General features: G+C 39.3%; 14 protein-coding genes. 11 read left to right on the top strand and 3 right to left on the bottom strand.

What is annotated here, in order from left to right:
* Positions 1–232 precede the first annotated feature (232 nt).
* Positions 233–367 carry a hypothetical protein gene (locus tag CSV74_RS17000; RefSeq protein WP_255408326.1) on the top strand — a complete coding sequence of 45 codons (135 nt, stop codon included), beginning with the start codon at positions 233–235 and terminating at the stop codon, positions 365–367.
* 140 nt (positions 368–507) lie between these two features.
* On the opposite strand, the gene CSV74_RS05940 is transcribed toward CSV74_RS17000, so the two are convergent.
* From CSV74_RS05940 to madL, 3 genes are read right to left on the bottom strand one after another with little or no spacing between them, the layout of a single operon-like run.
* Positions 508–1,308 (bottom strand): sulfite exporter TauE/SafE family protein, encoded by an 801-nt coding sequence (locus CSV74_RS05940; protein ID WP_158231760.1) that lies wholly within the window; start codon positions 1,306–1,308, stop codon positions 508–510.
* A 60-nt stretch (positions 1,309–1,368) separates the two neighbouring features.
* Complete coding sequence (gene madM / locus CSV74_RS05935) at positions 1,369–2,133, bottom strand: malonate transporter subunit MadM (RefSeq protein WP_099690952.1); 765 nt, start codon at positions 2,131–2,133, stop codon at positions 1,369–1,371.
* 1 nt (position 2,134) lies between these two features.
* Positions 2,135–2,545: a malonate transporter subunit MadL gene (gene madL / locus CSV74_RS05930; RefSeq protein ID WP_099690951.1), complete on the bottom strand. Its 411-nt coding sequence runs from the start codon at positions 2,543–2,545 to the stop codon at positions 2,135–2,137.
* Between the two features lie 185 nt (positions 2,546–2,730).
* On the opposite strand from madL, the gene CSV74_RS05925 reads away from it, so the two are divergent.
* The 10 genes from CSV74_RS05925 to CSV74_RS05880 all read left to right on the top strand — a co-directional run bounded on the left by CSV74_RS05925 (position 2,731) and on the right by CSV74_RS05880 (position 13,467).
* On the top strand, positions 2,731–3,381 hold the full coding sequence (locus CSV74_RS05925) for a GntR family transcriptional regulator (RefSeq protein ID WP_099690950.1): 651 nt from the start codon (positions 2,731–2,733) through the stop codon (positions 3,379–3,381).
* 9 nt (positions 3,382–3,390) lie between these two features.
* Positions 3,391–4,317 (top strand): ACP S-malonyltransferase, encoded by a 927-nt coding sequence (locus CSV74_RS05920; RefSeq protein WP_099690949.1) that lies wholly within the window; start codon positions 3,391–3,393, stop codon positions 4,315–4,317.
* Between the two features lie 2 nt (positions 4,318–4,319).
* A complete protein-coding gene (gene mdcA, locus CSV74_RS05915) occupies positions 4,320–5,966 on the top strand; it encodes a malonate decarboxylase subunit alpha (RefSeq protein WP_099690948.1) in 1,647 nt (548 codons plus the stop codon).
* Between the two features lie 14 nt (positions 5,967–5,980).
* Complete coding sequence (locus CSV74_RS05910; RefSeq protein WP_099690947.1) at positions 5,981–6,832, top strand: triphosphoribosyl-dephospho-CoA synthase; 852 nt, start codon at positions 5,981–5,983, stop codon at positions 6,830–6,832.
* Positions 6,798–7,094 carry a malonate decarboxylase subunit delta gene (locus CSV74_RS05905; RefSeq protein WP_099690946.1) on the top strand — a complete coding sequence of 99 codons (297 nt, stop codon included), beginning with the start codon at positions 6,798–6,800 and terminating at the stop codon, positions 7,092–7,094. Before CSV74_RS05910 ends, CSV74_RS05905 begins: the two co-directional genes overlap by 35 nt.
* Positions 7,087–8,769, top strand: coding sequence for a biotin-independent malonate decarboxylase subunit beta (locus tag CSV74_RS05900; protein WP_099690945.1), 1,683 nt, complete (start codon positions 7,087–7,089; stop codon positions 8,767–8,769). Before CSV74_RS05905 ends, CSV74_RS05900 begins: the two co-directional genes overlap by 8 nt.
* Positions 8,760–9,359, top strand: a complete 600-nt coding sequence (locus CSV74_RS05895; RefSeq protein WP_099690944.1) for a phosphoribosyl-dephospho-CoA transferase MdcG domain-containing protein — start codon at positions 8,760–8,762, stop codon at positions 9,357–9,359. Before CSV74_RS05900 ends, CSV74_RS05895 begins: the two co-directional genes overlap by 10 nt.
* Before the next feature lie 602 nt (positions 9,360–9,961).
* Positions 9,962–10,198, top strand: coding sequence for a putative periplasmic lipoprotein (locus CSV74_RS05890; RefSeq protein WP_233190799.1), 237 nt, complete (start codon positions 9,962–9,964; stop codon positions 10,196–10,198).
* Between the two features lie 428 nt (positions 10,199–10,626).
* Positions 10,627–11,829: an S-layer homology domain-containing protein gene (locus CSV74_RS05885; RefSeq protein ID WP_099690943.1), complete on the top strand. Its 1,203-nt coding sequence runs from the start codon at positions 10,627–10,629 to the stop codon at positions 11,827–11,829.
* Between the two features lie 288 nt (positions 11,830–12,117).
* A complete protein-coding gene (locus tag CSV74_RS05880; protein ID WP_158231759.1) occupies positions 12,118–13,467 on the top strand; it encodes an S-layer homology domain-containing protein in 1,350 nt (449 codons plus the stop codon).
* The last annotated feature ends 23 nt before the right edge of the window (positions 13,468–13,490 follow it).

The raw sequence follows: 13,490 nt of genomic DNA, 5'->3' as shown, positions 1-13,490 counted from the left end.
CTTTACTCTTTTATTCATCATGTCCTTATTATTCCTTTTTTATGCGGTGTGGGTTGGTGTTTTTGGGTGTATTGGTGAAATGTAGGGTGCTTTTGATTGATTAGGTCGGCTGGTGGATAGTTCTAATTTTGTTGTATTGAAGGGGGTGAGTGCGTCGGGGTAGTGATTACCCATAGTATTTAGGAGGGGGGGCGGATGTAGAATACTTTTGGAATAAGGGGTAGATATCGATATGTTATGGAACGCCCGTAGCATTATTGATCGAATGGTATCGGGAAAGATGGTAGTGACAAGAAATTTACTGATGTTTGCACAAACAGGGAAGAGTTTAGTGAATGCGAGAGTTAAGCTATTGGAGCTATGGTAAAGTAAAAAAACACCTGTGCATGAAACTAACGTGAATGTTTAAACATTCACTTTAGTTTCTCACACAAGTACTTCTATTAAATAAAAAACCGTCTTAGAAGTCAGTAGGATGACTTCTAAGACAGTTTTTATCTTTGTGTATTATTCGAAGATCATTGTAATTACAACAATCAAGAGTAATAATAAATAAATTCTAGAGAATAATCGATCAGGTAGGATGTGAGAAATACGTGTTCCGATTGGCACACCTATAAAACCTCCAAGTACAATGCCAAGAAAAGCTGGAATATAAACAAAACCAAAAGACCATGCAGGTAGACCAGGATAGTTAAAACCGTTATATATAGCAGTTACCGTTCCGAAAATCGCTATGGGAAGACTTAAAGGTGTGGCTAGTGAAACAGCATTGATCATTTTTAAGCGACAGGTACGCAAAAATGGTATGGTCATTAAACTTCCGCCAACTCCAAGTAAAGTAGAAATAAACCCAATTACTCCTCCGATGAGCGATGTTTTCAAGCGACTTGGCATCTGTATAGAATCCGTTTTGACATTTATAAAGCTTTTCGTAATAAGAGATGAAAAGATCGTGTACACGACTAGAGTAATAAACAAATATCTGAGATAATCTCCTTCAATTAAAGGGGAAACCAACCCTCCGATTATTGCGCCAACAGTGATTGTTGGAGCAAGTTGTAAAAAGATAAACCACAAGATGTGTTTTTTGCGATGATGAGATATTGTAGAGTTAGTGGAATTTACAATCATAATGGCCAAGGATGTTCCTATTGCTACATACATTACTAGTGAATCAGGAAAACCTGATTTAGGTAATACTATGTATAACATAGGAACTACAACAAAACCGCCACCGAATCCAAATAGACTAGACAGTAAGCCCGTCAATACCCCAAATGTCAAAAAGATAATAAATAGATACATGAAATTCCTCATTTTACATAGTATTGAATGGGAAAAATTTAAATTAAGTAAATAAAACTATTACCATATCGAGTTCGTAATCAAGTAAAGTAAGGTAGGACAAAGTAAACAACCCAAACCTGTGTAGAATGTTGCAGTTACGGCTCCATAAGGAACTAATCGTATATCTGTAGCGGCTAAGCCTCCTGCTACGCCAGAAGTAGTACCCATCAATCCTCCGTATATCATAGCTGACAGAGGATTATTAAGTCCAATGAATCTTGCTACAAATGGTGTTCCTACCATTACCAGAACTGATTTCACTAAACCAGCTGCTATACTAATGGCGATAACTTCAGAGCTCGCATTTAATGCTGCACCTGTTATTGGGCCAACAATATACGTAACAGCACCCGCACCTATTGTTGTAAGGCTAGCTGCATCAGTATAACCAAACAATAACGCGATGACTACGCCGACAAAGAACGAAAGGAATATACCGAAAAATAGAGAGAGTACACCTCGAATACCCGCTTTCTTAATTTCATCAAAGTTTGCACCAAAAGCGGTAGCTACAATTGCGAAATCTCTCAACATACTTCCGCCTAAAAAACCAATTCCGGCAAATAAGGAAACATCGGATAAACCTTTTGTTCCTTCTGTAAAGAGACCTCCAAAATAGGCGAGTATTAAACCAAGAACTATTGCAATAGCAGATCCATGCACAAGCCCTCTTGTAAGCTTGCTAGATATTAGATAAGCAACATACATTGTAATACCTACAACTATAAAGCCTGTGATCAATCCATTTGATTCGAGTGCGTTTGTAACCGCTTCCAAAAACATGTTAATTCGCCTCCTTTGGCTTTAGTGGGTTAGTTCTATTGAATTCGATTTCAGATTCCTTTGCTTTCTTACCACTTAAGATAGGGACGAAGAACCAACTTATCACGACTGTAACCACACCAGCGACAATAGCCAAAGGTCCACCAGTTAAAGCGCCTAACACATTCTGACTAGCTGCCATAGCAATTACGATAGGTATATACATGGCATTCCAAAAAGCCATTCCAGATTGAGCTGGCATACTTAACATGTCTTTCTTTTGTAGTCTATCAATTACAACAATAAGTAATAGCATGGCGATACCTACACCGCCTACATTGGAATCTACACCCATCAGGCTTCCAACGATTTCACCAAAAAACATACCTACTAAAAAACAAGCAGCTAATATTGCTACACCATAAATTACCATTCGTTCACTCCTTTAATAATATTTAGTCGACTGTATTCTAAACTTAGGATAATCAATAAATCTAAGATAAGCAAGCAAAATATTAAATATTATTAGAATATTCAACATTCTCTATTGAATAAATCATTCTAACTGTATAATATGATAGTATACAGTCGACTATGTATCTTAATTGAGGTGAGCCAATGGAATACTTTGAGAAGTCATTAGATAACGCTTTATCGATAATGGTAGCGAACCAATTACTAGGGCAAGTATTAAACAATGAGTTAAAACCTGGCGAACAAGTTGTTGAAAGTAATTACGCTGAACAGTTCCAAATCAGCCGATCTCCGGTTCGAGAAGCAATCTATTTACTCACAATGGAAGGAATTATTGAACGTGTACCTCGAAAAGGTGCCTTTATTAAAGGATACACAATCGATGAGATGAAAGATTTATTGGATGTCCGTAATTCTTTAGAGTTATTAGCAGTAGAACGCTTGACTAAACCTAGTCAAGAAACAGAGTTATTAGAAGAGATGAAGGAACTTGTCCATCACATGACTATAGTAGATGATATTACAGAATATGCTCATTTAAACTATCAATTTCATTACTTAATATTGAAGCTGAGTAAGAGTAGTGTATTGATTGATATGTACAGCAAAATATCATTACCGTTATTACGTATTCAGGTTATTCATTTTTCCAGTAATAAGATGATTGAGAAGTCAGTGAGAGAACATAAGCAAATTTACGGTTGTTTAGTGAAGGATGATATTGTTCAAGTGAAATCGATTTTACGTAAACATACTGAGGATGTAATATTTAGCGTGAAAAGTAAATTATTGTAGGTGGTTAATATGAAAAGCGCATGGTTATTTCCTGGTCAAGGTTCACAGTATCCAATGTTTTTAGATGATCTTCCTCAAGATACTGTTGTGACCGAAACAATAAATACAGCTTCGGGAATACTAAATGAATCCATACTCGCATTACAAACAAAAGAAGCATTGAGTAGTACAAAAAATGTGCAGATGACTATGTTGACAGCAGGTGTGGCAGCAGCAAGATATTTTATAGATGAAGGATCTGAGCCTCAATTTGTTGCAGGTCATTCGGTTGGAGCCTTCGCTGCCGCTGTAATAGCAAATGTCTTGAAATTTGAAGACGCTTTGTTGTTAGTGAAAGAACGTGGAGAGTTAATGGAAGGGCTTCAAGACGAGAATTATGGAATGGCTGTCATTGTTGGGTTAACAGAAGTTCAATTAGAAAAAGTAGTTTCGACTATCCATACAGAAGAATTTCCTGTATATGTTTCTAACCGCAATTCGCCAACACAGCTAACATTATCTGGACATAAAAGAGCTATGCGACAAGTTATTGAAGAAGTAGATGGAAAAGGAGCGAGTTCGGCGAAAATGTTACGTGTCACAACACCTTCTCATTCACCATTATTCCTTCCAGTTCAGAAAAAATTGAAAGAAAGATTAGGCTCTTTGGAATTGAGACGTCCATCTATCCCTGTAATAGCAAATAGAAATGCTCGAGTGTTAAGACGGGCTGAAGATATTTCAGATGACTTAGCAGAGAGTATTGCGTTACCTGTTCGATGGCATGATGTTACAACTGTTTTACATGAAAGTGGTGTACGGCAATTTATTGAAATGCCACCTGGAGAGGTATTGAAGCGACTAGCAAATCAAGGCTTTTCTGATATTCATAGTTATGCGGTCACTACAAATGGAATAGATGATTGTCTGTATGTAGAGAAAAACAAAGGAGTGTAGATATGATAAATACTACTAGAAGATCATGGAATAAGAGAGTTGAAAAAAAACAACAAATAATTGAAAGCGTTAACAAGTTGGTTGATGGTTTGATCATCCCTACGGATAAAATTATAGAGGCTTTAGAGTTACTAATTAAACCAGGTGATCGTGTAGTGCTTGAAGGAAACAATCAAAAACAAGCTTCATTTCTATCTCAATCATTAGTAATGGTGAATCCAGAAAAAATCCATGATTTGCATATGATCATGTCAAGTGTATCTCGACCGGAGCATTTAGATATATTTGAAGAAGGCATTGCGAAGCGAATAGATATGAGCTATGCCGGACCACAAAGCATGAGAATTGCGCAAATGCTGGAGGACGGTAAATTAGAACTTGGTGATCTTCATACGTATGTGGAGCTATATGGAAGATTATTTGTGGATTTAATACCTAACGTGGTACTAGTCGCTGCAGATAAAGCCGATAGAAAAGGTAATTTGTATACGGGACCTAATACTGAAGAAACACCTACGATTGTAGAAGCAGCCGCATTTAGTGATGGAATTGTCATTGTCCAGGTGAACGAAATTGTCGATGAATTACCTCGTGTCGACATCCCGAGTTCTTGGGTAGACTTCATTGTAGAAGCAGATAAGCCTTACGAATTGGAGCCATTATTTACACGTGATCCACGACATATAACGGATATTCAAGTGTTACAAGGCATGATGTGCATTAAAGGTATTTATGAAAAACATGGAGTTCAATCGTTAAATCACGGAATTGGTTTTAATACAGCTGCTATTGAATTATTATTGCCAACTTACGGTGAAAGTCTAGGTCTAAGGGGGAAGATCTGTAAAAACTGGATACTCAATCCACATCCTACACTGATCCCCGCGATAGAGTCCGGTTGGGCAGAAAGTATTTATTGTTTTGGTGGAGAACTTGGTATGGAAAAGTACGTTCAAGCAAGAGGAGACGTGTTCTTCACGGGTAAGGATGGTAGTATGCGGTCTAATCGAACATTAGCTCAATTAGCAGGTCAGTACGCAGCAGATCTATTTATTGGTTCTACTTTACAGATGGATGCGTATGGGAATTCATCTACCGTAACAAAAGGTCGTTTAGCAGGCTATGGTGGAGCGCCAAATATGGGCCACAATCCTGGAGGCCGACGTCATTCAACAGAGGCTTGGTATAATATGATGACTTCTACAGATGAACTTGCAAGAGGTAAAAAGTTAGTTGTTCAGGTCGCGGAAACTTTTCAAGATGCAAATACGCCTGTTTTTGTGGAGCGATTAGATGCAATTGATGTGAAAAAACAAGCTAATTTAGCAGTTGCGCCAGTCATGATTTATGCAGAAGATATTACACACGTAGTAACAGAAGAGGGAATTGCCTATTTGTATAAAACAGATAGCCCTGCTGAGCGAAGAGAAATGATTGCTTCAATCGCTGGAGTAACACCACTTGGAATGGAACATGATCTAAAAAAAACACAGCAATTACGAGATCGTGGGATGGTAGCGATGCCTGAAGATATGAATATCCAAAGAGGGAAAGCCAATCGGTCATTACTAGCCGCAAAAAGTATTGATGATTTGGTTCAGTGGTCAGGTGGTTTATATGAGCCGCCTGCGAGATTCAAGAGTTGGTAAGGAGTGAATGTCACATGCACCAAAAGATTTGCGTGGCTATAGCGAATGAAGCAGTAGCAGCTTTAATTGAAGAAGTGGAATTAACACCTAAACCTGGTTTGGTCGATTTGCACAATAACGGCTCTCATGTAGACTTGAATCTTTCATTAATGTGTGAATCGGCTTTAAGTTTACATGAAACATTTTACAACATGGCTCTATTACATTATGGGAAAACACCTACTACTCGATTACGTGAGCAGTTTGGTGAAATCGGACGAACAGGTGAGCAACTTATGTTTGCTGCGACGAATGAAGTCAACACACATAAAGGAGCAATCTGGTCAATTGGATTGATCTGCGCGGCGACTGCTCGTAGAAAAGGAGATATTTCTTTTCCACAAGTTCTTGATGATGCAGCAGAATTGGCGAAACTACCAGACAGAATGATACCAAATCAGCCAACGAACGGATTAAATGTAAAGAAAAAATATGGAATGCCAGGCGCGAGAGAAGAAGCACAATATGGCTTTCCACATATTCGCAAGTACAGCTATCCAACTTATGAGAAAGCGCGTTTTGATCACAACCCACTAGAAGCGAAGTTACTAACATTGCTAGCGCTAATATCAAATCTTAATGATACATGTATAGTTCATCGAGGTGGACTGGGTGCATTAGAATTTGCTAAAACGGAAGCAAATAACATAATAAAAAACTTTTCGATTGAAGCAGTAGAACGTCTCGATAAAGAATTCCAGCAGTCTTGGATTTCACCAGGTGGATCTGCAGATTTATTAGCAACTACATTTTTCATTTCGAATTGGCTAACAAAAAAAAGGAGGTTTTCATATGGAGAAGTTAGTTTACAAGTTTCCAGCGAATAAACCCATTCAAAGTAAGACGCATATTGGAGTAGTAGGATCAGGTGATTTAGAAATTTTGATGGAACCAATAGAGGGTAAAGAAACGGTTGTAGAAATTCGAACGGGCATTACAGGATATGCGGATACATGGGAACGAGTCATTGAACGATTTATGGCTCAACAACAAATTTTGGCTTCTATTAAAATTAATGATTTTGGTGCTACGCCAGGTGTCGTATCGATTCGATTGGCTCAAGCTGCGGAGGTGAGTACCGATGTCTAACATGTTGCAAGTTAGTTTAGTTGAAAGTAAAGCGAGAGAACGTGCGCAAATTTTGCTTGATGAAGGATCAATGGTAGAGATGTTAGGTCCATTTGATGGCTTTGAATCACCGCATTTGGAGGCGCAAAACATAGTTCCGCAAAGTGACGATGGAATGGTCATTGCAAAAGGAACTGTTGCCGGTAAGTCAACACTTGTCATTTCTATAGAAGGAAATTTCCAAGGTGGAGGAATTGGAGAAGTTTCAGGTGCTAAATTTGCAGGTGCTCTAGAGAGGGCGCTAGAAGACTGTGAAAATGGTCACTTGATCTATCCAATAATCATATACGATACAGGTGGAGTTCGATTACAGGAAGCGAACTATGGATTGCTATCTATTGCTGAAATAAGTTCTGCGATTGTCGCTATTAAGAAACATGTGCCAGTGATTGGTATAATTCCGGGGAAAATCGGTTCATTCGGAGGGATGTCACTAACTGCTGGATTATGTTCAGCCCTCATCATGACGAGAGAGGGTAGATTGGGAATGAACGGCCCTGAAGTAGTAGAGCAAGAAGCGGGCGTTAAAGAACTTAACTCGAAGAATAAGCAATTCATTTGGAGAATGATTGGCGGAACTGGCCGTTTTGAAAGTGCGTTGATTGATAAGGTTGTGGAAGATGACTTACAGAACTATATAAAAGCAATCGAATCCATTTGGACTGAAAATAAGTATGCTGAGCGAACGTTGCAGTATACAGAATTTTTGAGCATGCTCGATGAAATATCTGTAAAGGAAAAAATTGAACCTCTAGAGGCGCAGAATCATTTAAAGAATCGTGCGCAATATCAGGCCACGAAAAAACATGAGCAAAGTAGTCAACAAGAAAGTCGTGGACATATATGGTTTGAAAAACTGACTGATAATGCTCCATCCATATCACCAACTCCGTCTGTATTAGTTGCAGATAAAGAACAAGATGGAAAAAAAGTGCGTTATATTGCAGTCGTACCAAATGACGAATCAAAGTTTTATAGAGCGAGAAACGGTGAGTTTGGTCTAGAAGAAGCATGGACAGTAGCAAAGTATGTACGCGAAGCGATAGAAGAAGATGCTGATTTGGATGAAAAGAGAGTTATTGTTCCGATTGTAGATGTGCCAGGACAAGCATTTGGGTACCATGAGGAACTATTTGGTATTTACCTAGCTTGTGCTGCAAGTGTAGAAGCTTATGCCGCTGCACGTCAGAATGGCCATCCACTTGTTACTCTAATTGTGGGAAAAGCTATTTCGGGCGCGTTTTTATCACATGGTATGCAAAGTAATAGAATCTTATCGTTTGATGATGAAGCAATTCAGGTACATGTCATGTCAAAGAAATCAGCTGCTCTCGTGACGATGCGTTCAGTTGAAGAACTAGATGAATTTGCAAAAACAGTCCCATCTATGGCCTATGATGTTCAATCATTCTACTCGTTAGGAGCAATACATGAATTACTTCAAGATATAGATGCTGATCAACCGTCAGATGAACAAGTCAATAAAGTAAAAAGCTCAATTGAAGCTGCGACTACTGACATATTACAATCAAAAGAGGATTCATTGCGTGTTCGTTTAACATCAGAAAAAGCTGTTGAAAATGGCCGCAAAGCTTCAATTGCTGTGCGGGATGCTATTAGATCACAATGGAAATAAACGTCCATGACATTGTCTATTTGGAGTCAAATCAAGCAATTATAAGTAGTGGAACGATACCAAGCTGGGTACTGAATGAAAAAACAGCGAACACGATAGCTGTCGTGCGGAGAATGAAAACACTGGATCATATTGTTCCTATTGGATTTAGAGGCGCAAATCGTTCTGAACGATTTGCTGCCCTCACAATTAAAGACAGTATTCAAAAAGTCATCACGGCTGAAGAAGCGACATATGGTGTTCCACCTAACAGTCATGAAGACACAATCGAATATCTCAGGGATCTATTAAAAGATAACTGCTGGGGAATTGGTGGAAGTATAGGTTTTACGATGGCGACAGGAATTCAAGCGTGTACAGAATACAGTGATGTAGATATTATTTTGTATAAGGAAAGATTTACAGCTCTTCAGCCACTTCAACTTTTACATGAAAAGATACAAATGTCAGCACATTCAATAGATGTTCAAGTAGAAATTACAAATCTTGGAGCATGTATGTTGAATGAACTAGTTACGTCACCTACTGTTTTATTGCGTACAGGTACTGGCGTTTTGTTAATGGACAGAGACCGATTAGTTAGTATTTAGAAAAAAGATCGCTCATTGAGTCACACATGTTGTGAATAGAGCTTCTATTAATAATATGGGCGATTACCTGTTTTAATAGTAAGCCATCAAAATATTTTATTACACAATATGGGATCTATTCAGAGATATTCCTACCTACGGAAGCGTTTATAGCTGACAGTTTACCTTCTATATTTATAACGATGTACTTCGACTTTACGTTGAACTATTTATAGCGCCAACTCCAAGGACAGGAGTTGGCGCTTTCCACCTTCAAACATCTAAATATTAAGTGAATTTTGATATTTTGTAAGTAAAAGGTTATGACGTTACTAAGTATACAGTACAATGGTATCTATAAAATAGGTTTCTCTAGTTAAAATGTATTGCTTGTATTAATTAACTGTTAAATAGAGAAGAGGCGATGGTTAATCAAATTACGCCTTCTGAGATTTATGTGTTCCATAAAGACATCTAATCATTAATTTCCAGGTACTAGGTCCCGATACTATTGCGTTAAGACCTGGTATTTTTTATTTGAAACTTTTTCTGAATATCTTCGTCTGTAGGATGCGGAATTGGTTAGGGTCCCAGAGCTTATTACGAACGAAGGAGAGAAACAGATGAAGAAAATAGTGATTCTAATGATTGCTGCTCTACTACTTACAGCTTGCGGTAGTGCTGAATCAGATTATACGACTGAGCAATTCGAAACGGTGCTGAAAAACGGTGAAAATCCAGTGGGTAAAAATGTTTCTATAACAGTACATGAACTTGTTCCAGATAGTGCTTTTGGATATAATATTCAAACGGGTGAACATTTGAATTTTGTGTCAAGTGACAATCCGAATGTTGAATAGGGCGATGAGTTGATCGTGAAAGTAGAAGAAGTAGAGAGCGTTCTTGGTTCTTTTATTATCAAATACAAGAAGCAATAGTTAAAGATACAGCCGAGCTACCCGTGTAAAGTTCGCGCGGCAATTCATTTAACGTATTTTGGGGCAGGCATGGTAGTCATGGAAATACCTATGAAAAAATGAGGAATACGGTGACCACTTGCCCAAAAGGCGTTTCAGCTGAAATGATGACAATGAATAACACACTCGCGATCAATTTAAGGTGCCAGGTTCCGACACTATTCAGAATAGCGTTGGGACATGGCGCCTTTCTACGATTGCGAATAGACCTGCTTTTGTCTACAAATATATTGTGGATACGATGAAACTATTTACGGATTTCCCCGTCTGTACGTCGATCTATGATTACATGATAGAAAGGAAGAAACACGATGAAAAAGATTTGGATGACAGTTGGCTCGGTGGCTCTTGCCCTCAGCCTGCCATTATCGAGTATGGCCGCAAGTAACCAGAAATTCACGGATGTTCCCGAAACAAAGCACTTTGCAGAGGCGGTCAATGAATTGGCCGAACGTCATATTATTACGGGGTATGCGGATGGCATGTTCAAGCCGGGCAATCCAATTACGCGTGGTCAGGCATCGGCAATTATTGCGAAGTTGATGGGACTGAATCCGGATTACATGGTGAAGGATCCTGGATTCAAGGACGTCTCGAAAGCGAATGGCTATCATAATGCCATTGCTAAGCTTGCGGAGCTCGAAGTGATCGGGGGCTATGAAGATGGAAGTTTCGGTCCAAATGATCCCGTCAAACGGGGACAATTGGCTTCCATCCTCGTCAAAGCGTTCGATTTGCCGCGCTATGCTTTCAATGAAAACGAAAATCCATTCCATGACGTTAAGCCCAACACGTCGCATGGCGCGAATGTCTTGATTCTGCACAAACTCGGCATTACGACAGGCGTAACGTCCGACAGATTCGGCATCAATGAATGGGTGACGAGAGGACAAGCGGCGAAGTTGATGCAACTAACGGAGCGTGTCCATCCCGAGACATATTCATTAAAGACATGGGGTCCGATGCTGCGTTTCTCGGAAATAATCACCGATGAGAACACGGATGAATTTGCGGTCAACTCGGAGTTGTATCACGTAGCCATCATTAAAGGCAGACAGACGCCGTCAGGATATACCGGCGATCGCGTACAAGTGACACCGTTGAAAGAAGGAAGAGGAACGTTGCAGCTAGGCGGTAATTATGGTATGGAAAATCAAAATATCAAACGCTACTATCATAAATACTATGTGGATGTGAAGAAGGTCGATGGCAAATTGAAGGTGCAGTTGCTATACGCGAGCGATGTTTTGAAGACGCGTGTGCGACTGAAACTGACGGCGGATGAAGAGGTTGAAAATATTCGTTTTGTACGGACGGACGGGGAAGTCCTATCCGGCAACATGCCGTTTGAGGGGTATGCCGATTCGCCGGACGTGTTCATTCGTGTCAACAAGCCAGGCAACTTCATCGCGACAGTCCGCTTTACCGACGGAAAAGAAGTGCGCTATGCGGTAGAAGTGAAAGTTCCAGATAAACATATGTTATATTATAAAGTGAAGACGTCAAAGATATAGGTGTCAACTAAATTTGATTCGTGAAAATGGGTTGTAATAAATATTGAGTGGAGAAACTGAAAAAGTGATTTAAAATACCTGTAGTCCAAGAATTGGAAGGCTTAATCAACGTCACGCCATCTACTATTTATAAATTGCAAGGTGATAACTAATTTTCAGATACCAGGTCCTGACACTATTGTGTGAGGACCTGGTATTTTTTTGAAACTTTTTTTGAGTTTCTCCGTCTGTACGGTGCGCAATGGGAACAAGTACACAATGCGTATTTCAAATAAAGGAGAGAAACAGATGAAGAGAAAAATCACAGCGTCATTCATCGCATTATTATGTATCGTTGCAGCCATGCCGTTTCAAGCACATGCGGCCAAGTTTACAGACATGAATGGACATTGGGCGAAGAAGGAAATCCAGTATTTATACGACCGCAATATTATAGGTGGCTATCCAGACGGAACATTTAAACCGAATGAACCAATCACACGAGCACAAGCATTTGCCATGCTCATTAAGGCTCTAAAGATTCCACTCGTGGATAATCCAAAAATAGTCTTTAAAGACGTTTCGAAAAAGTCATCCTATTATAAAATTATGGCGACGGTGAATGAAAAGGGAATTCTCCGCGGTGATCAAGGTTTAATGCGCCCGGGGGAAAATACATCACGAGCGCAAATGGCAGCCATTTTACGTCGTTCATTCAATATACCTTTTGATAGCCAACCAACATTTGTCGATGTGGTTCCGGCGCACTGGGCGTATGCCGACATTAATGGCATTGCCAAACAACGCATTGCTGGCGGATCAGAAGGCAAGTATATGCCATCCCAATCGGTGACGCGCGCGCAGTTCTCGGCTTTTCTGACACGAGCGCTTGACGATTCGATGAAACTAGGTCGATACCATTCATATGTCAGCAAAAAAGGAAAAACGGTTGAGCAGAATGGTTTTTCGTACAGTATACGTAATGGATTGATGAAAAAAGATTTGAAAACGGATAAAAGTGAAGAGATCTTGAGTAAGCTAGATTTCGAAGGTAGCGACGGGATCTGGATTAGTTATATGGAAAATTGGTTTGATTTAATTGTCTATAATGATGAAGTATTCATTCCCTATTTACGTGCAATTGGCCAAGCTTCAGAATTGCCGATGGAGTATGGTGTCATTCGGACGAAAACAGAACGTTTTACGGGACCGAAAGATTCTATGATTATGCCGTCATTATCCGGTGAGACGATGCGAAACGTATTTATTTGGAATGACCGCATCTATTATACAAATGAAGCAACGAAAAGAGATTATTACCGAACACCTAACATACCAATAGATAGTAAGTTGACACTCAACTCTGTCGCTATGAATGGATCGGACAGAAAAAAAGAACGTGATTTTGATGCAAGAATCTTATTTTACGAGGATCCAAAAGAAAAGTCATTTATTCCAAATGAAAATCAAAATAATGCATCGGTGCTGTTCGATCATTCGACGATGTTTTACTTCAATAAAACAGGTATATATAAGTATAGTTTGCTTGAAAAGAAGACTAGTAAACTGTCGAATATACAAGGAAAGCACATGTCGGTCACTGACAAGCAGCTGATCGTAACTAGCCAGGATGGGAAGAAGTATGTGTTTAAGAAGTGAGTAAGTATTTATGTACTAAACTA

The sequence above is a fragment of the Sporosarcina sp. P19 genome (assembly GCF_002743165.1).
GTDB classification, from domain to species: Bacteria; Bacillota; Bacilli; order Bacillales_A; family Planococcaceae; genus Sporosarcina; species Sporosarcina ureae.
Note: the sequence above shows the minus strand (reverse complement) of the source record. Positions and strands in the feature narration are given on the sequence as shown.

What these genes read in the sequence shown, in the direction of transcription:
- CSV74_RS05900 (WP_099690945.1), top strand. Translation starts at nt 7,087, where the DNA reads ATGTCTAACATGTTGCAAGTTAGTTTAGTTGAAAGTAAAGCGAGAGAA.
- CSV74_RS05940 (WP_158231760.1), bottom strand. Translation starts at nt 1,308, where the DNA reads ATGTATCTATTTATTATCTTTTTGACATTTGGGGTATTGACGGGCTTA.
- madM (WP_099690952.1), bottom strand. Translation starts at nt 2,133, where the DNA reads ATGTTTTTGGAAGCGGTTACAAACGCACTCGAATCAAATGGATTGATC.
- CSV74_RS05880 (WP_158231759.1), top strand. Translation starts at nt 12,118, where the DNA reads ATGAAGAGAAAAATCACAGCGTCATTCATCGCATTATTATGTATCGTT.
- CSV74_RS05905 (WP_099690946.1), top strand. Translation starts at nt 6,798, where the DNA reads ATGGAGAAGTTAGTTTACAAGTTTCCAGCGAATAAACCCATTCAAAGT.
- CSV74_RS05885 (WP_099690943.1), top strand. Translation starts at nt 10,627, where the DNA reads ATGAAAAAGATTTGGATGACAGTTGGCTCGGTGGCTCTTGCCCTCAGC.
- madL (WP_099690951.1), bottom strand. Translation starts at nt 2,545, where the DNA reads ATGGTAATTTATGGTGTAGCAATATTAGCTGCTTGTTTTTTAGTAGGT.
- mdcA (WP_099690948.1), top strand. Translation starts at nt 4,320, where the DNA reads ATGATAAATACTACTAGAAGATCATGGAATAAGAGAGTTGAAAAAAAA.
- CSV74_RS17000 (WP_255408326.1), top strand. Translation starts at nt 233, where the DNA reads ATGTTATGGAACGCCCGTAGCATTATTGATCGAATGGTATCGGGAAAG.
- CSV74_RS05920 (WP_099690949.1), top strand. Translation starts at nt 3,391, where the DNA reads ATGAAAAGCGCATGGTTATTTCCTGGTCAAGGTTCACAGTATCCAATG.
- CSV74_RS05895 (WP_099690944.1), top strand. Translation starts at nt 8,760, where the DNA reads ATGGAAATAAACGTCCATGACATTGTCTATTTGGAGTCAAATCAAGCA.
- CSV74_RS05910 (WP_099690947.1), top strand. Translation starts at nt 5,981, where the DNA reads ATGCACCAAAAGATTTGCGTGGCTATAGCGAATGAAGCAGTAGCAGCT.
- CSV74_RS05925 (WP_099690950.1), top strand. Translation starts at nt 2,731, where the DNA reads ATGGAATACTTTGAGAAGTCATTAGATAACGCTTTATCGATAATGGTA.
- CSV74_RS05890 (WP_233190799.1), top strand. Translation starts at nt 9,962, where the DNA reads ATGAAGAAAATAGTGATTCTAATGATTGCTGCTCTACTACTTACAGCT.